The sequence below is a fragment of the Azospirillum sp. RU38E genome, from assembly GCF_900188385.1.
Classification (GTDB): Bacteria; Pseudomonadota; Alphaproteobacteria; order Azospirillales; family Azospirillaceae; genus Niveispirillum.
Genome location: NZ_FZOI01000001.1, coordinates 839,602 through 856,130, shown reverse-complemented (window position 1 = coordinate 856,130; position 16,529 = coordinate 839,602). Strand labels below are relative to the sequence as shown.

At 62.0% G+C, this 16,529-nt stretch carries 14 protein-coding genes; 4 read left to right on the top strand and 10 right to left on the bottom strand.

What is annotated here, in order from left to right:
• Positions 1 to 2 precede the first annotated feature (2 nt).
• Positions 3 to 647: a hypothetical protein gene (locus CHB97_RS03685; protein WP_143270689.1), complete on the bottom strand. Its 645-nt coding sequence runs from the start codon at positions 645 to 647 to the stop codon at positions 3 to 5.
• A gap of 190 nt (positions 648 to 837) precedes the next feature.
• Here CHB97_RS03685 and CHB97_RS03680 point away from each other — a divergent pair, with 190 nt between their 5' ends.
• The 3 genes from CHB97_RS03680 (at position 838) to CHB97_RS03670 (ending at position 4,010) form a co-directional block, all read left to right on the top strand.
• On the top strand, positions 838 to 2,508 hold the full coding sequence (locus CHB97_RS03680; protein WP_089286547.1) for an NAD+ synthase: 1,671 nt from the start codon (positions 838 to 840) through the stop codon (positions 2,506 to 2,508).
• A 239-nt stretch (positions 2,509 to 2,747) separates the two neighbouring features.
• Positions 2,748 to 3,131, top strand: a complete 384-nt coding sequence (locus CHB97_RS03675) for a chemotaxis response regulator CheY (protein ID WP_256387114.1) — start codon at positions 2,748 to 2,750, stop codon at positions 3,129 to 3,131.
• Between the two features lie 6 nt (positions 3,132 to 3,137).
• Complete coding sequence (locus CHB97_RS03670) at positions 3,138 to 4,010, top strand: protein phosphatase CheZ (RefSeq protein ID WP_089286546.1); 873 nt, start codon at positions 3,138 to 3,140, stop codon at positions 4,008 to 4,010.
• A gap of 102 nt (positions 4,011 to 4,112) precedes the next feature.
• On the opposite strand, the gene CHB97_RS03665 is transcribed toward CHB97_RS03670, so the two are convergent.
• From CHB97_RS03665 to CHB97_RS03630, 8 genes are all read right to left on the bottom strand, one after another.
• Positions 4,113 to 4,946 (bottom strand): ABC transporter permease subunit, encoded by an 834-nt coding sequence (locus CHB97_RS03665; RefSeq protein ID WP_089286545.1) that lies wholly within the window; start codon positions 4,944 to 4,946, stop codon positions 4,113 to 4,115.
• The gene (locus CHB97_RS03660) at positions 4,946 to 5,890 is read right to left on the bottom strand and encodes an ABC transporter permease subunit (protein ID WP_089286544.1); all 945 of its coding nucleotides are present in this window, start codon (positions 5,888 to 5,890) and stop codon (positions 4,946 to 4,948) included. The genes CHB97_RS03665 and CHB97_RS03660 overlap by 1 nt, the downstream gene beginning before the upstream one ends.
• Positions 5,891 to 5,905: 15 nt before the next feature.
• The gene (locus CHB97_RS03655; RefSeq protein WP_089286543.1) at positions 5,906 to 7,060 is read right to left on the bottom strand and encodes an ABC transporter ATP-binding protein; all 1,155 of its coding nucleotides are present in this window, start codon (positions 7,058 to 7,060) and stop codon (positions 5,906 to 5,908) included.
• Positions 7,061 to 7,312: 252 nt separating this feature from the next.
• On the bottom strand, positions 7,313 to 8,281 hold the full coding sequence (locus CHB97_RS03650) for a ribonucleotide-diphosphate reductase subunit beta (protein ID WP_089286542.1): 969 nt from the start codon (positions 8,279 to 8,281) through the stop codon (positions 7,313 to 7,315).
• A 145-nt stretch (positions 8,282 to 8,426) separates the two neighbouring features.
• The gene (locus CHB97_RS03645) at positions 8,427 to 9,026 is read right to left on the bottom strand and encodes an EF-hand domain-containing protein (protein WP_089286541.1); all 600 of its coding nucleotides are present in this window, start codon (positions 9,024 to 9,026) and stop codon (positions 8,427 to 8,429) included.
• A 141-nt stretch (positions 9,027 to 9,167) separates the two neighbouring features.
• Positions 9,168 to 9,866 carry a hypothetical protein gene (locus tag CHB97_RS03640; protein ID WP_089286540.1) on the bottom strand — a complete coding sequence of 233 codons (699 nt, stop codon included), beginning with the start codon at positions 9,864 to 9,866 and terminating at the stop codon, positions 9,168 to 9,170.
• A 71-nt stretch (positions 9,867 to 9,937) separates the two neighbouring features.
• A complete protein-coding gene (locus CHB97_RS03635; RefSeq protein WP_089286539.1) occupies positions 9,938 to 11,629 on the bottom strand; it encodes a methyl-accepting chemotaxis protein in 1,692 nt (563 codons plus the stop codon).
• A 440-nt stretch (positions 11,630 to 12,069) separates the two neighbouring features.
• Positions 12,070 to 13,869: a ribonucleoside-diphosphate reductase subunit alpha gene (locus tag CHB97_RS03630; protein ID WP_371332959.1), complete on the bottom strand. Its 1,800-nt coding sequence runs from the start codon at positions 13,867 to 13,869 to the stop codon at positions 12,070 to 12,072.
• 353 nt (positions 13,870 to 14,222) lie between these two features.
• On the opposite strand from CHB97_RS03630, the gene CHB97_RS03625 reads away from it, so the two are divergent.
• Positions 14,223 to 15,581: a CRTAC1 family protein gene (locus tag CHB97_RS03625; protein ID WP_089286537.1), complete on the top strand. Its 1,359-nt coding sequence runs from the start codon at positions 14,223 to 14,225 to the stop codon at positions 15,579 to 15,581.
• A 73-nt stretch (positions 15,582 to 15,654) separates the two neighbouring features.
• Here the strand turns inward: CHB97_RS03625 and CHB97_RS03620 are convergent, their stop codons facing one another.
• Complete coding sequence (locus tag CHB97_RS03620) at positions 15,655 to 16,488, bottom strand: hypothetical protein (RefSeq protein WP_089286536.1); 834 nt, start codon at positions 16,486 to 16,488, stop codon at positions 15,655 to 15,657.
• Positions 16,489 to 16,529 lie beyond the last annotated feature (41 nt).

Below are 16,529 nucleotides of genomic sequence, written 5' to 3'. Positions count from 1 at the left end.
CCTCACTTCTTCTCCTCCTGGAAGGCGGGCGGCACCCTCCCCGCCTCCGGCCCCATGTCCATCATGCGCAGGCCGGGCGGCGGGGTGAACAAGGCGGCATCCTGCGGCCCGCGTTTGATGTCAGACAAGCGCATGGCCATGTCGATCGGGCCGGCCGCATCGCTAACCTTGCCTTCAATCCGCACATAGATGCCGTCAGGCGTGGACCAGACGGTGCCGTCAAAAGCGCCCCCTTGCGGAAAACTATCCTGCACGCGGTAGCGCGTGACCTTTTCGCCGGCCAGCGTTTCAGTCCCCTGCGGCTTGGCTTCCAGCCGGGCGAGTGCCGCCGGCACCACGCCGACTTCCGGGTCGGTCAGGTCGATCTGCATGGCCATCCGGCTTTCCGGCTGGATGACGATGGCCTTTTCCTGATCCGGTCGCACGATCAGCAGATTGTTCAACCCATCGACCCGGCTTTCCCGGCGTTCCTTGCCATGGTCATGGTGGATCACCGCTTCCAGCACCGCGCCATTGATGGTCAGGCTTTGCCGCGCCTGATATTGCGCCGCCGGGGCCGGCAGATGGTCGGCCAGCGCGGGTGCCGCCGGCACCAGCAACAGGCCGGCGGTGAGAAGCCACCCGATCCGGCGATTGCACATAGTCATGGTTACAAGCTCCCTGTCTCAGGCCCAGAGCGGGCAGCCCTTCCCGGCGCGAGGGTACGGCGGGGACGGAAGCGGGGCAAGCCGGATGAACCGCCGCTTGTCGGCTTGACCCCTTATGCTCTGGCGGAGCATAAGGGATTTGCCCGGCCCGATTCTCCATCCCAGCGGCCGGAACGGGACCGGAAGCAGAATGACCGATCAACTGACCATCGCGCTGGCGCAGATCAACCCCACCGTCGGTGCGCTTGACCATAATGCCGGGCTTATCCTGGCCGCCCGTGAAGAGGCGGCGCGATCCGGCGCCGATCTGGTAGTTTATCCCGAATTGTCGGTCTGCGGCTATCCGCCCGAAGATCTGGTGCTGAAGCCCTTCTTCCTCGACAAGGTGGAAGATGTGGTGCAGTCCCTGGCCGCCCGCACCGCCGATGGCGGCCCCGCTTTGCTGGTGGGCGCCCCCTGGCGGGTGGAAGGGCGGCGGCATAATGCCGCCCTGCTGCTGGATGGCGGCAAGATCCAGGCCATCCGCCTGAAACATGACCTGCCCAATTACGGCCCCTTTGATGAAAAGCGGGTGTTCGATGCCGGTCCCCTGCCCGGCCCGGTCAATTTCCGGGGCGTCCGGCTGGGCGTGCTGGTCTGCGAGGATATGTGGAAGCCAGATGTAGCCGAAACCCTGGCAGAGACGGGGGCTGAGCTGCTGGTGGTGCCCAATGGCAGCCCGTTTGAGCTGGGAAAGGCTGATAATCGCCTGTCGCTGGCCGTCGCCCGCGTCACCGAAACCGGTCTGCCGCTGATCTATCTGAATCAGGTTGGCGGGCAGGATGAGCTGGTGTTTGACGGGGCCAGCTTCGCCATCAATGCCGACAAGGGGCTGGTGGCGCAGATGCCGGCCTTCGTCGAATGCGTCGCCATCACCCGCTGGACACGCGGTGCCGATGGCTGGGTGGGTCGGTCCGATGAAATGGTGCCGCCGCCGGAATCACTGGCCGCCATTTATGGGGCCATGGTGCTGGGCCTGCGCGATTATGTCGGCAAAAACGGCTTTCCCGGTGTGATCCTGGGCATGTCGGGTGGCATTGATTCGGCGATTTCCGCGGCCGTGGCGGTGGATGCGCTGGGGCCGGAGAGGGTGCATTGCGTGATGATGCCCAGCCCCTATACCAGCCAGGACAGCCTGGATGACGCGGCGGAATGCGCCGGGCTGCTGGGCTGCCGCATCGATACCATCTCCATCGGCCCGGCCATGCAGGCCTTCGACACCATGCTGGCCCCCAGTTTCAGCGGCCGGGCGGCCGACATCACGGAAGAGAATCTGCAAAGCCGGTCGCGTGGCGTCACCCTGATGGCGCTGTCGAACAAGTTTGGCGGCATGGTGCTGTCCACCGGCAACAAGTCGGAAATGTCGGTCGGCTATGCCACGCTCTATGGCGATATGTGCGGCGGCTATTCCGTGCTGAAGGATGTTTACAAGACCACCGTTTACCGGCTGTCGCACTGGCGCAACCAGAACCACCCGGCCGGCGGGCTGGGGCCGGCCGGCCGGGTGATTCCCGAACGCATCATCACCAAGGCCCCCACGGCCGAGCTGAAGCCTGATCAGAAGGATCAGGATACCCTGCCCGACTATGCCGTGCTGGACGATATCCTGGAATGTCTGGTCGAACGCGACATGGCCCTGGCCGATATCGTGGCGCGCGGCCACGATGCCGAAACGGTCAACCGCGTCTGGCGGATGCTGGATCGGGCCGAATATAAGCGGCGTCAAGCCCCGCCGGGGGTGAAAATCACCTCCCGCAGCTTCGGCAAGGACCGCCGCTACCCGATTACCAGCGGTTTGCTGTCCCTCCTGCGCCGCACTTGATGAAAAGGTTCAAAAGGTCAGTTCCACTAAGCTTGACAAGGGGCGGCACGGAAACCAAAGTGCGGCCTGATCCGCCGGTAGGGTTATGATTGTTGGCTTGTTTCAAACGATCAGTTACCCTCTGGTGGTATCATCATACGGTAGGTCAGGAACACCCGATCAGGGTGGATCGACCATATGGTGATTAATGTATTAACGCGATACATCTTGGCGCAACACGTTCAGGTGGGGGTTCCGCAGTGTCCTTGAACATTCAAGTGCTGGTTGTCGATGATTATGCGACGATGCGGCGTATCATCAGGAACCTGCTTACCCAGATCGGGTTCACGAAGATCGAAGAGGCTGCCGATGGCGCCGAAGCGCTGGCCAAGCTGCGTGCTGCCCAGTTCGGTCTGGTGATTTCCGACTGGAACATGGAACCGATGACCGGCCTGCAGCTTCTGAAAGAAGTGCGCGCCGATGTGCGGTTGAAGGGGACACCCTTCATCATGGTGACGGCCGAATCGAAGACGGAAAATGTGATCGCCGCCAAGGAAGCCGGCGTGAACAATTATATCGTCAAGCCCTTCAACGCTGACACGCTGAAGAAGAAGATCGAAAGCGTCCTCGGCGCGCTCGGGTGATCGGCCGTGTCGGAGATCATTGATCTTTCCGACGCCGAGTTTGATCAGATCGAAGACGCGTTGCTGTCCAGTCCCCGTGGTCGCGCATTCCTTCGGGTGCGTGACCGCCGGCACCGGGCTGTGTCGCTTGACGATCTCCGCCGCATCGTGCGGGAGCGGCGGGACCCTCCTGAGGTCGATCAGCGCTCGCATATCAAGATTCTGCGGCGGGAGCTGCAGGAGCTTTCCTCCCATATCGCGGAGACGCGGCGTGAAATCGCCGCCCTGAAGCCGGATGATCCGTCCGCCAATCGCATCATGCGGGCGACGGAAGAGCTTGACGCCATCCTGCAATCCACCGAGCACGCGACGACCGAAATCCTCAACGGTTCGGAACGTATCCAGTCGGTCGCTGACCGGCTGCGGAAGGATCACCCTGACCTCGCCCAGATTCTGGATGCGGAGGTGACGGAGATCATGACCGCCTGCTCCTTCCAGGATATTACCGGCCAGCGGATGACCAAGGTGGTCAACACCTTGCGTTATATCGAACGCCGCGTCCATGCGATGATCCAGATCTGGGGTCTGGAAGGGGTGGAAGAAGGCGAATTGTCTGCCGTCTTGACGGAGGACAAGGATACCAGACCCGACGCGGACCTGATGCACGGCCCGCCCCTGCGCGACGCCATCAATCAGGATGCGGTGGATATGCTGCTGGCAGGGGCTGCCTCGGCCTTAAAGCAGGTCAATGATCCCCTGGCGGCGAAACCGGCTGTTGCAGCGGCATCGTCCCCTGCCCCGGTGGCGCGCCCGCCGGTGTCTGCCATGGCAGAAGAAGATGCGGTTGCCGGGGATGCAACACCCATGTCCCAGTCGGCCGTGGACGACCTCTTCCCCTGACGGGCCACCCCCATCTGCGCACGCAAAGAACTCTGTCGATACATAAAAGGCCCAGGTTTCACCCTGGGCCTTTTGCTTTATTTACCCGCCGGCTCCAAGCCTTCAGCTGCCCTGCTGGGCCATCTGTTCGTCGCGGCGGCGCTGCTTTTCCTGCCGGGCATTATAGAAGCCGGCAGCAAGGATGCCCAAGGCGACAATCGCCACCACGATGGTTGCCAGCGCATTGACCTTCGGGCTGAGGCCCAGGCGCACGCTGGAGAACACCACCTGCGGCAAGGTGGTGGAACCGGGGCCGGAGACGAAGCTGGTAATGACCAGATCGTCCAGCGACAGGGTGAAGGCCAGCAACCAGCCCGACACGATGGCCGGTGCGATCAGCGGCAGGGTGATGACGAAGAACACCTTGGCCGGCCGCGCGCCCAAATCCATGGCTGCCTCTTCCAGGCTGGCATCCATCGATACCAGCCGCGATTGCACCACCACGGTGACAAAGGACATGGTGAAGGTGATATGGGCCAGGATGATGGTCAGCATCCCGCGGCCTTCCGGCCAGCCGAACATCTGTTCCATGCTGACGAACAGCAGCAGCATGGCCAGCCCCATGATCACTTCCGGCATCACCAGCGGCGCCGACACCATGCCGGAGAACAGGGCCCGGCCCTTGAACATGCCGAATCGGGCCAGCATCATGCCGGCCATGGTGCCCAGCACCACGGCAAAGCTGGCGGAAATGAAGGCGACCCGCACAGAGAGCCACGCCGCCGAGAGCAGCTGATCGTCGCGCAGCAATTCCCCATACCAGCGGAAGGAGAATTCGCTCCACACCGACACAGACCGGTTGTCATTGAAGGACAGCACGATCAGCAGGGCGATGGGGATATAGAGGAACAGCAGCCCCGTCAGCAGGCCCGCCCGCAGAAACCAGGATTTCGGCATTACGGGTGCCCCCCCTGTTTGCCCTGCACATTCTGGAACAGCATGATCGGCACCACCAGGAACAGCAACAGGGCCACCGCGACGGCAGAGGCCAGCGGCCAGTCGCGGTTATTGAAGAATTCCGTCCAGAGCGTGCGCCCGATCATCAGCGTATCCGGCCCGCCCAACAGCTCGGGAATAACGAATTCACCCATGGCCGGGATGAAAACCAGCAAGGCACCAGCGATCATGCCGGGCACCGACAAAGGCAGCGTAATGGTCAGGAACGCCTTCCAGGGCGGGCAGCCCAGATCGGCCGCCGCCTCCAGCAAGGTATTATCCAACCGCTCCAGGGTGGAATAGAGCGGCAGGATCATGAAGGGCAGATAGGAATAAGTGATGCCGATATAGGTCGCCATGGGCGTGTAGAGAATGTGCAGCGGCTGGTCGATGATGCCCAGCCACATCAGCACATTATTCAGCACCCCATTATCGGAGAGGATGCCGATCCAGGCATAAACGCGGATCAGGAAACTGGTCCAGAAGGGCAGGATGATCAGCATCAACAGCGGCGCACGCCATTTCGGATCGGCCTTGGCGATGGCATAGGCCACCGGATAACCCAGCACCAGACAGCACAGGGTGGAGATGAAGGCGATCTTCAGGCTGTTGAGATAGGCCAGAATATACAGATCATCCGCGACCATGCTGTGGAAATTATAGAAGGTCACGGTGATCTGGTATTTCAGCTCCTCCGTCATCTCCACCAGCGGGGTGAAGGGCGGGATCGCCATCTGGCTTTCGGCCAGGGCGATCTTCAGCACAATCAGGAACGGAATCAGAAAGAACAGCAGCAGCCAGGCATAGGGCACCGCCATGACCAGCGCCCGGCCGGACAGGCCGAGGCGCTGCAGCAGGCCCAGAAAGCCGGTATGGCGCATTTCGCTCTGGGATATCTCCGCCATGCGTCGCCCCTCCGCTCAGCTGGTCAGCACGCTGCCGGCGAAAGGCCGCCAGCTGAGATAGACCCGATCTTCCCAGGTGATGGGCATTTCGGTGCGGCGCGTCACCATCGGCGCCGTCACCCGCACCCGCTTGCCGGTATCCAATTCGATCTCATAGATGGAGACATCGCCCAGATAGGCGATTTCCTTCACCGTCCCCATCGCCTGATTGCGCCCACCCTCGGTGGCCGGCGGCTCCTTGGTGATGGCGATCTTTTCCGGCCGCACGGCGACCCAGCATTCCGTCCCCGGCGCCACATGGCCCGGATGGCTGACATAAAGGTCGCAATCGGCCTCGTCAGAGCGGATCAGCGAATGATCAGGCTCCGATTCCAGGATGCGGCCATGGAACATATTGACCGAACCGATGAACTCCGCCGTGAAGCGGCTGTTGGGATATTCATAGATTTCCGTCGGCGTGCCGATCTGGGCGATGTATCCCCGGTTCATCACGGCGATGCGGGACGACATGGTCATCGCCTCTTCCTGGTCATGGGTGACCACGATGAAGGTGATGCCGACCTTTTCCTGAATATTCACCAGCTCGAACTGGGTCTGTTCCCGCAGTTTCTTGTCCAGGGCGCCCAGCGGTTCATCCAGCAGCAGCAGCTTGGGCCGCTTCACCAGCGCGCGGGCCAGGGCCACGCGCTGGCGCTGGCCACCAGACAGCTGATGCGGCTTGCGCTTGCCAAACTGGGAGAGCTGAACCAGGTTCAGCGCTTCGGCCACCCGTTCCTTGATCTCCGCCTTACCCACCTTGTCCTGATGCAGGCCAAAGGCGATGTTGTTTTCCACCGTCATATGCGGAAACAGGGCGTAGGACTGGAACATCATGTTCACCGGCCGCTCATAGGGCGGCACGTTGGACATATCCACGCCATCGATGAAAATCTTGCCCTCTGTAGGGCGCTCAAACCCGGCAAGCATACGCAGCAATGTCGTCTTGCCGGAACCAGAGCCCCCCAGCAGGGAGAAGAATTCCCCCCGATAGATGGAGAGGGAGACATCATCCACGGCGGTGAAGTCACCAAATTTCTTGGTGACCTTCTCGATGCGGACATAGGGCTTCTCATCCGGATCCCGCCAAGGTTCCAACCTGGTCTGGGTCCGCGAAGGCTGCGCAGTGGCCATGTCCGTATCTATTCCTGTCCGGTTGGCAATATCGGTTAGGGCGCGTGCTTGTTCACGCAACGCACAATTCTACACGCGGGACGCCGGAAATGGATAGAGGCAGCATGTAAATCCAGCATAATTTTAAACGTACGCAACCAGCGCTTTAGGCGCCGCGCCCCGCCTCGGTGGGGAGCATGAAGAAAGGGCCGGCCCGGTTTCCCCGGCCGGCCCTCAATTCCCCCGCCTGCCGCCACCGCAGCAGGCGAAAAATCAATCGGCAAACGCCTCTTCCCAGCTGCCCTTGGTGGCGGCGCGGGAATATTCGGTGGCCCGATTTTCAAAGAAGTTGGTGTGCTCAATCCCGTTCAGGATGGCATCCATCCAGGGCAGCGGGTTCTTGCCGACATGATAGACATTGTTCAGCCCCAGCTGTTCCAGCCGGCGGTCGGCGATATAGCGGATATAGCGCTTCACATCCTCCGCCGTCAGCCCATCGATCGGCCCCATCTCGAAGGCCAGATCGATGAAGGCATCCTCATGCTCCACAATCGTCTGGCAGGCCTTGTACAGATCCTGCTGCAATTGTTCGGTCCAGACCTCCGGATTTTCGGCGATGAAGGTCTTGAACAGGCGGATGATGGATTGGGTGTGCAGCGTCTCATCCCGCACCGACCAGGTGACGATCTGGCCCATCCCCTTCAGCTTGTTATGCCGGGGGAAGTTCATCAGGATGGCAAAGCTGGCGAACAGCTGCAGCCCTTCGGTGAAGGCACCGAACACGGCCAGGGTCTTGGCAATGTCGGTCAGGCTGTCGACATTGAATTCCTGCATATAATCATACTTGTCCTTCATCTCCTTATAATGGAGGAAGGCCGAGTATTCCGCTTCCGGCATCCCGATCGTATCGAGCAGGTGACTGTAAGCGGCGATATGCACCGTCTCCATGGCGGAGAAGGCGGCCAGCATCATACACACCTCGGTGGGCGTGAAGACGCGGCTGTAATGGCGCATATAGCAGTTATTCACCTCGACATCCGCCTGGGTGAAGAAGCGGAAAATCTGGGTGACGAGGTTCTGTTCCGCCGTCGTCAGATTGTTGCGCCAATCCTTCACATCATCGGCCAGCGGCACTTCCTCCGGCAGCCAATGCAGGCGCTGCTGGGTCAGCCAGGCCTCATAGGCCCAGGGATAACGGAAGGGCTTGTAGACCGGATTGGGTGTCAACAAGGGAGAAGCCATGGCGGACGACACTATATTTTGTGGTGATGGCGCCAACCTAACACAATAGCCGGATCAGGGAAGCGCCTTCGATGCGGATTGATGTAGAGAAAAGGGGGCATCCCGGCAAGGGGGCCGGCAAAGGGCCAGGAATGCCCGGATTTCCTTACTCTTCTCGCCAGGCCCGCATCGGGCCATCGGCGAAGGCCAGGAACTCCTCGCGGGAGACAACGCCATCGCCGTTGCGGTCCATCTGCCCATGGCGGATGGCCATTTGCGCCAGGAATTCCGCCAATGTCACCCGGAAATCGGCATTGGCATCGGCCGACATCACCGGATCGATACCCATGCGATATTGCGGTCGGCCCTGCGAATCACGGCTGGCCGTGTCCGCCTCATCCGCGGTCAGATTAAGACGGCCGGGACGGATGCGCCCGCCGCCCTGCACCGGGGTGGCGCGATAGGGGGAGTTGACGCGATAGGCCGTCATCTCCGCCGAGGTGACGAAGCCATCGCCATTCTGATCATAGAGTTTAAAGGCGCGTTCGGCATCGGCGCGCATCTCCGCCGCATCCAGCCGGCCATCATGGTTGGCGTCGGCCCGGTCGAACCAGCCCAGCATCGCGGCGCGATAGGCATCGGCATCCATGGTGGGGGCGGCCAGCAGCTCACCGGCCGGGCTGACCGCCGCATAGCGGATGTTGGGCAGCTTGTCCCTGCCGCCACCGCAGCCCGCCAGGGAAAGCGCCAGGGGGAGCAACAGCAAAGCCCGTGATAAGACACCAGCCACAAGAAACCCCCGCCTTTACACCAGAACCGGGCCGCCACAGCGGCCACACCGCGATCAAAGGCTTAACCGATGACAGGCAAAGCCGAAAGCGCAAAGGCCCTTCCGGTCCGGTTCGGGTCACATACCCCCGGAAGGCCGGCGGTGACCACCGCCACCACCGCCCCCGCCACCGCGCCCACGGCTGGGCTTTTCACCATAGGCCTGGGCGGCCCAGTCCTGCAGCTCTGCCAGGGTGACGCGGCCATCGTGATCGCTATCCATGGTGGCCAGCCGTTCCAGCGCCTTATGGGTCAATTCCTCCAGCGTGACGCGGAAATCCAGGTTGGTGTCGGCCGCCATGACGACATCGCCGCCGCCGACACCCCCACCGCCACCGGCCGGCGCGGGCAGGTCCGCGGGCGGCCCCTGCCGGCGCGGCAGGCTTTTCCCCTCCCCCTCATCGGGCCGGGGCGGCCGCAGGGCCGCCAGCCTTGCCTGGCGATATTCTGCCAGTTCGCGGGTATTGACGGCATGGTCGCCATCCTTGTCCATGGCCTGGAAGAAGCGGGCCGTGTCCGCCTGCATCTCCGCCCGCGACAGCACCCCATCCTTGTCCAGATCGGCCGCCTGGAACCATTGGGTGACAGCGGCGACATAGGCCGCCTCATCATGGGCGGGCAGGCCCAGCGGCTCCCCCGCCGGGCTGACCGCGACCCGGCCGCCCCGCATCCCGGCAAACCCGCCACCATGGCCGGAGGGGGCATCGGGACGCGATGAACAACCGGCCAGCACCAGAAGAAGCGCCAGCGCCGAACAGGTAAACCAGAGATGCCGCATCGTTCCATTCCATGGCTATGCCCCCGCCTTACACGGGGCGAGGGCATGGGCCTGTCGGGCCTGCGGCTGGATCAGGCGGCGCGGACGCCATCAATGAAGCGGCTGATCCCCTGGCGCATATCGACCGTCTTATGTGCCAGCTCCCCGGCGGAGGCCAGAACTTGCCCCGCCGCCGATGCCGTGGTGCCCGCCGCTTCCCGCACCTGATGGATGGTGGCGGAGACTTCCTGCGTGCCGCGCGCAGCTTCCGAGGCATTGCGGCCGATTTCCGCCGTGGCGGCGGCCTGCTGTTCGGCCGCACTGGCCACACTGGCCGCGACCCGGTTCAGGCGATCCACCACCCCGGCCACATGGCCGATCTTGTCGGCCGCCGCCTTGATGGAGGCGCGCATCGCCTCCACCTGGGTGCGGATATCGTCGGTGGCGCGGGCAGTCTGGTTGGCCAGTTGCTTGACCTCGCTGGCCACCACGGCAAAGCCCTTGCCGGCCTCCCCTGCCCGCGCCGCCTCGATGGTGGCATTCAGGGCCAGCAGGTTGGTCTGGCCGGCCACATCCTGGATCATGGCGACAACATCGCCAATGCGTTCCCCGGCCGCTTCCAGCGCTTCCACCTGTTCGCGGCTGCTGCCGGCTTCGCGGGCGGCCTCATCGGCGATGGTGCGGGCATCATGCATCTGACGGGTGACTTCCTGCACCGTCGCGGCCAGTTCCTCTGTTGCCGCCGCCATGGTTTCCACATTCGCGGTTGCCTGCTCCGACGCAGACGCCACAGCGCTGGACTGCTGCTCCGTCTGCTCCGCCGTGCTGGACATGGAATTGGCCGTGGCTTCCAGTTCAGTGGTGGCGGACGAAATCACCTCCAGCACATTGCCCATCGTGCTCTCGAATTCCTGCACCAGATCCTGAATGCGGGTGGCGCGGGCCAGGCGCTGCTGCTGCTCGGCTTCCTGCTGTTCCTGCAATTTCAGGCGCTGGACCGCGTTTTCCTGGAACACCAGCATGGCGTCAGCCATATCGCCGATCTCATCCCGGCGGCCCTTGCCAACGATCGTGAGGTTCAACTCCCCATTGGCCAGACGGCGCAGGCAGTCCAAGGCCGCCGTCAGCGGCTTCACCACACCGAAATTGGAGATAGCCCAGGCACCGCCGGCCCCCACGGCAACGCCGAAACCAGCCACCAACATCAGTATCCAGCCGACACGATCACCGGTTTCGGTGGCCTTGTCAGCGATCAAGTCTGCTTTATTGTTGGTGTAATTGGCAAAATCCGTCATGCCCTCGCGCAGCTTGTCGGCCACCACACGGCTGGAAAGCACCTCGCTATAAATAATCTTTTGCGCATCGCTCATCGTCACCGCACCGACGCTTTTGGTACGGGTAATCGTGCTTTGCAGTTCATTCTCATAACGATCATAATTCTGGCGAATATTGGCCAGCATCGCCGCCTGCTTGTCGTCGATCAGTTTTTCCAGCTGGCTGAAATTGTCACGGGCCTGCTTTTTGATTTCAATGACGCTCTTTTCAATATCCGCCACCTCTGCCGGATTGGCGGCCAGGGCATATTCCGCCCGGTTCATCATCACCACATAACGGTTTACCTGCGCCGCCAAGCGTTGGGCACGCGCCGCCTTGTTGGATTCCTGGGCCATATCTTCCATCTGGCCCGTGCCATTCATGCCCACCCCGGCGATGATCATAGAGACAAGGCAAAGAAAGCCCACCACTGCAAATATTTTGGTGGCGATCTTAAAATTCGAAAGCACGATAGTTCCCCCAACTGCGGATATTTGCGGGGAACTTAAATTTTACAAAATGGAAAAGCGAATCAAAATTAAGCAGGGACGCCTTAACACATCTTAACATTAAATCGTATACTTAAAATCTGGTAAAAACTAAGAATTATTGCTTTATACTTAGTGGAAACCCCCCGAATAATAAACCGGAATATTATGATACATTTGGAAACCCAATTTAAAATTGCCGTGTAACATATAAATATAGTAAAAATAATAATGTGAGCAAAATTTAGGCAAAAGCGGATACACCTTGGAACATACTGGCTCTTTTTTCTTAGCGAAGACTAACATCATCATAAGAAGGTATGCATCCTTTTGCTGACCCTCTTGGCGCCAAACAAAAACCCCGCCGCTGTTCAGACAGCGGCGGGGCACGACTTTAATCAGATGTGAATTTTTTGAATGGCTCACTGGCAGGCGAGGCATTCCTCGTACTTGTTCGTTTCCACAGGGGCCACAGGCGCCGGCTTGTCGGTGCCAATGGTCTTGGTGACATTGCTTTCCGCACGCTGCACCGACAGGGAGCGCAGGTAGTAGAGGCTCTTCACGCCCTTCTTCCAGGCCAGCATATGGATCTGATGCAGGTCGCGCTTATGCACGTCCGCCGGCAGGAAGACGTTCAGCGACTGGCTCTGGCAAACATAGGGCGTGCGGTCGGCGGCATGTTCGATCAGCCAGCGCTGGTCCAGCTCGAACGCCGTCTTGAACACATCCTTCTCCTCCTGGGTCAGGAAATCCAGATGCTGGACGGAACCGCCATTCAGGGTGATGTCGGACCAGGTATCTTCATCATTGCGGCCCTTCTGCTCCAGCAGCTTTTCCAGGTACGGGTTGCGCACCGAATGGCTGCCCGACAGGGTCTTGTGGGTGAAGGCATTGGCGGCGTTCGGCTCAATCCCCGGCGAAGCACCGCCGGTGATGATGGAGATGGATGCCGTCGGCGCAATGGCGATCTTGTTGGAGAAGCGCTCCATGATGCCATATTCGGCGGCATCCGGGCACGGCCCCCGCTCATGCGCCAGCTTCACCGAAGCGGCATCAGCCTGGCGCTTGATCAGGGCGAACATGCGCTTGTTCCACACCTTGGCCATCACCCCTTCCAGCGGGATCATCTGGCTTTGCAGGAAGCTGTGGAAGCCCATGACGCCCAGGCCAACCGACCGTTCGCGCATGGCGGAATATTTGGCGCGCTCCATGTCCGACGGGGCCTTCTGGATGAAGTCCGTCATGACATTATCCAGGAAGCGCAGCGTATCCTCGATAAAGGTCGGGTGATCCTGCCATTCCAGGAAATATTCCAGGTTCAGGGAGGAGAGACAGCAGACGGCGGTGCGCTGCTTGCCCCAGGGGTCCAGACCCGTCGGCAGCGTGATTTCGCTGCACAGGTTGGACATCTTCACATTCAGCCCGGCCAGCTTGTGATGCTGCGGGATGGCGCGGTTCACATGGTCGATGAACAGCAGGTAGGGTTCACCCGTTTCCACCCGCGCCGTCAGGATGCGGATCCACAGGTCGCGCGCCTTCACCCGGCGCAGGATGCGGCCATCCTTCGGGCTGGTCAGGCCCCATTCCTCGTCATTCTCCACCGCGCGCATGAAGGCGTCGGTGATGGAGATGCCATGATGCAGGTTCAGCGCCTTGCGGTTGGGATCGCCGCCGGTGGGGCGGCGCATCTCGATGAATTCCTCCACCTCCGGATGGGTGATCGGCAGATAGCAGGCGGCCGAACCCCGGCGGAGCGAACCCTGGGAAATGGCCAGCGTCAGGCTGTCCATCACCCGGATGAAGGGGATGACGCCGCTGGTCTTGCCGCTATCCTTCACCTGCTCCCCGATGGAGCGCAGATTGCCCCAATAGGAGCCGATACCGCCACCCTTGGCCGCCAGCCAGACATTCTCGTTCCACAGGCCGACAATGCCTTCCAGGCTGTCGCTGGCCTCGTTCAGGAAGCAGGAAATGGGCAGACCACGGCTGGTGCCGCCATTGGACAGCACCGGCGTGGCCGGCATGAACCAGAGGCGGGAGATATAGTCATACAGGCGCTGGGCGTGGCTCTGATCATCCGCGTAATAGCTGGCGACGCGGGCAAACAGATCCTGATAGGATTCGCCCGGCATCAGATAGCGGTCGTTCAGCGTGGCCTTGCCGAAGGCAGTCAACAGCTCATCGCGGGAGCGATCAACGACCACGGCGGGATGTTTCACCATCTGCACCTGACCGAACACATCGCCACCCTGCGGAACCCATTCATTCACTTCGCCGTCGCGCATGACCTATACCCCGTTTTCCCCAGTGCAGACGCTGTGGATAACTTGCAGTGGACACAATATCTTGTTTGCTGAGAGGCCGGATCGTACCAAATCCCGTCCCCACCACAAGCGCTTTTTGCCGGTCTACGCCGCAAGAATAGGGTTGACTGGCGGTGTTGCAGGGCTTTTGGCCGATGCGGTCCGGCCATGCGTTACTGCGCCCTTGACCCGGAGGGGTCGCTTGCCGCAGCCGCGCCAATGGGCGTATCAACAGGTTCATACCCAACGGGTCCATCTGGCAGGGGACGGTGATGTTCATCGAATGCTCCAACCTGATTTCCGGTAATGTTCCAGCGCTGCATTACGGTGTGGCGGTGGCCGATCTGGATGGCGATGGGCATGACGAGATTATGGTGGCCGGCTATGGCGGCCCGAATCGTCTGCTGAAATGGGATGGCCATCGGCTGGTCGACATCACCGACCCGCTGATCGCCGACGCCGGGCGGCGCGCCGTGGGGCTGGCCTGCGGCGACCTGGATGGCGATGGGCGGGAGGAGCTGTATATCCTCAACAATGACGGCCATTCCGGGCCCAAACAGGTCAGCGATCGGCTGTTTGCCTGTTTCGGCCAGCGCTGGATCGACCTGTTCGCCCTGTCGGAGAATTTTGCCGCCGCCAACCGTTTCGCCGGGCGCAGTGTCGGCGTGATCGACCGCAGCGGCAACGGCCGCTACGGCTTTATCGTCGCCAACCATGGCGGGCCGCTGCGGCTTTATGAAATGGGCACGCGGGGACGGGTGCAGGATGTGGCCGATGATTGCGGGTTGGATGGGCCGGGGGCTGGCCGGTCCCTGCTGGCGGCCCCGCTGCTGGGCGGCCGGCCGGATATTTTCATCGGCATGGAAGCGGGCTCCAACCTGCTGTTCCGCAATGATGGCAGCGGGCATTTCCTGGAGATGGCGGAGGCCCTGGGGCTGGCCGATCCGGCCCAGGCCGCGCGGGGCGTGGCCCTGCTGGATGGGGAGGATGGGCGGTTCGATCTGGTGCTGGCCAATTGGGAAGGCCGCCACCGGCTGTACCAGCAGGGCGGCGGCGGTGGATTCGCTGATGTCGCCCCGCCGGAGATGGCGCAGACATCGCGCACCCGTACCGTCATCGTCGCTGATTTCGATAATGACGGGTACGAGGAGATTTTCTTCAATAATCTGGGCCAGCCCAACCGGCTGTTCGGCTGGCGGGATCAGCGCTGGGTGCTGCTGGATGCCGGCGACGCCACCCTGCCCCACGGCCTGGGCACCGGGGCCGCCGTTGCCGATCTGGATGGCGACGGCCAGTTGGAATTGCTGGTGGCGCATGGCGAACAGGCGGCCCAGCCACTGTCCCTGTTCATCGCGGAGCCGCGCGGCCATCATTGGCTGCGGGTGCGGCCGCTGACCAAGGCCGGTGCACCGGCCCGGGGGGCGCTGGTGCGGCTGTGGGCCGGCGGGCGGCAGCAGATGCGCGCCATCTGCGCCGGTTCAGGCTATCTCTGCCAGATGGAACCGGTGGCCCATTTCGGGCTGGGGGCCACCCATCAGGTGGATCAGCTGGAAATCATCTGGCCGGACGGGGCCAGCCTGCGACTGGACCGGCAGCAAAGCTGCCAGACGCTGACCATCCGTCATCCGTGAAGCATGGTCATTGAATGACCCTGGTTTTTAGCGGTCGCCGGCCTCCAAGGGTCATGTCCCATGACCCTTGGTGTCATTCCGCCTCATCATCCGTGCGCACAGGGCGGGGCTTGATATAGGGACCGATGGCCACACCATAGATGCGGGCCCAGAGCAGGGCAGAGGCGGCCACCACCAACGGCTGGGTCAGCGACATCACCAGATTGGTGACCAGCAGCAGCAACACATTGCCGCTGGCCAGCGAACCGAACACCAGCAGCACGGAAGGGATCTGCAGCGGCACACTGACCAGCAGCAGGGCCAGACAGGCCGGCAGACCGCCCAGCCGCGCGGTGGCCTTCCAGCTGCCGCCCAGCGCCATCGGCTGATCCTGCACCACGGCGCCGATGCCGGGCGCCAGCCGCGCCACCGGCCACAACATCATCAGCAGGCAGACCAGAATCGCCAGCAGATGGAACCAGTCCGGCAGCATGGCGGCCAGGGCGGGCGCGTCCACCGCCGGCCCGCCCTTGGGCAAGCCGCCGACCAGCCCGGTCAGCAAGGCCATGACCAGGGAAGCGGGAATGATCGCCGCCAGCAGGGAGCCCAGAATCAAGGCCAGCACAATGCCGCCGGTGCGCCAGACACGCCCATCAAACGGCATGTCCCAGAACTGCACCTGATCTTCCCCCAGCAGCAGAAAGCGCGCCCAGCGCACCGTCCACACCCCCACGCTCCAGATCGTACCCAGCAGCGACAGCAGAAGAAGAAGATTGCCGGTACTGCCCTGCAGCCCCGTCATCTGGGCCACACCCAGCACGGTCAGCACCAGGGCCGGCGCCCCGGCAAAGCGGATGACGCGGCCGGGATCGGCCAGCAACAGCAGGTAGACCGCCAGCGATTCACGCCAGGCAACGCGGAAATCCATCTTTTCCCCATTCCATCAGGCCGCCCTTCGGCGTCGGGCGC

Coding starts and splice junctions, on each gene's coding strand:
- CHB97_RS03655 (WP_089286543.1), bottom strand. CDS start 7,060: ATGGCCACTGCGCAGCCTTCGCGGACCCAGACCAGGTTGGAACCTTGG.
- CHB97_RS03650 (WP_089286542.1), bottom strand. CDS start 8,281: ATGGCTTCTCCCTTGTTGACACCCAATCCGGTCTACAAGCCCTTCCGT.
- CHB97_RS03625 (WP_089286537.1), top strand. CDS start 14,223: ATGTTCATCGAATGCTCCAACCTGATTTCCGGTAATGTTCCAGCGCTG.
- CHB97_RS03640 (WP_089286540.1), bottom strand. CDS start 9,866: ATGCGGCATCTCTGGTTTACCTGTTCGGCGCTGGCGCTTCTTCTGGTG.
- CHB97_RS03685 (WP_143270689.1), bottom strand. CDS start 647: ATGACTATGTGCAATCGCCGGATCGGGTGGCTTCTCACCGCCGGCCTG.
- CHB97_RS03660 (WP_089286544.1), bottom strand. CDS start 5,890: ATGGCGGAGATATCCCAGAGCGAAATGCGCCATACCGGCTTTCTGGGC.
- CHB97_RS03680 (WP_089286547.1), top strand. CDS start 838: ATGACCGATCAACTGACCATCGCGCTGGCGCAGATCAACCCCACCGTC.
- CHB97_RS03665 (WP_089286545.1), bottom strand. CDS start 4,946: ATGCCGAAATCCTGGTTTCTGCGGGCGGGCCTGCTGACGGGGCTGCTG.
- CHB97_RS03630 (WP_371332959.1), bottom strand. CDS start 13,869: ATGGTGAAACATCCCGCCGTGGTCGTTGATCGCTCCCGCGATGAGCTG.
- CHB97_RS03620 (WP_089286536.1), bottom strand. CDS start 16,488: ATGGATTTCCGCGTTGCCTGGCGTGAATCGCTGGCGGTCTACCTGCTG.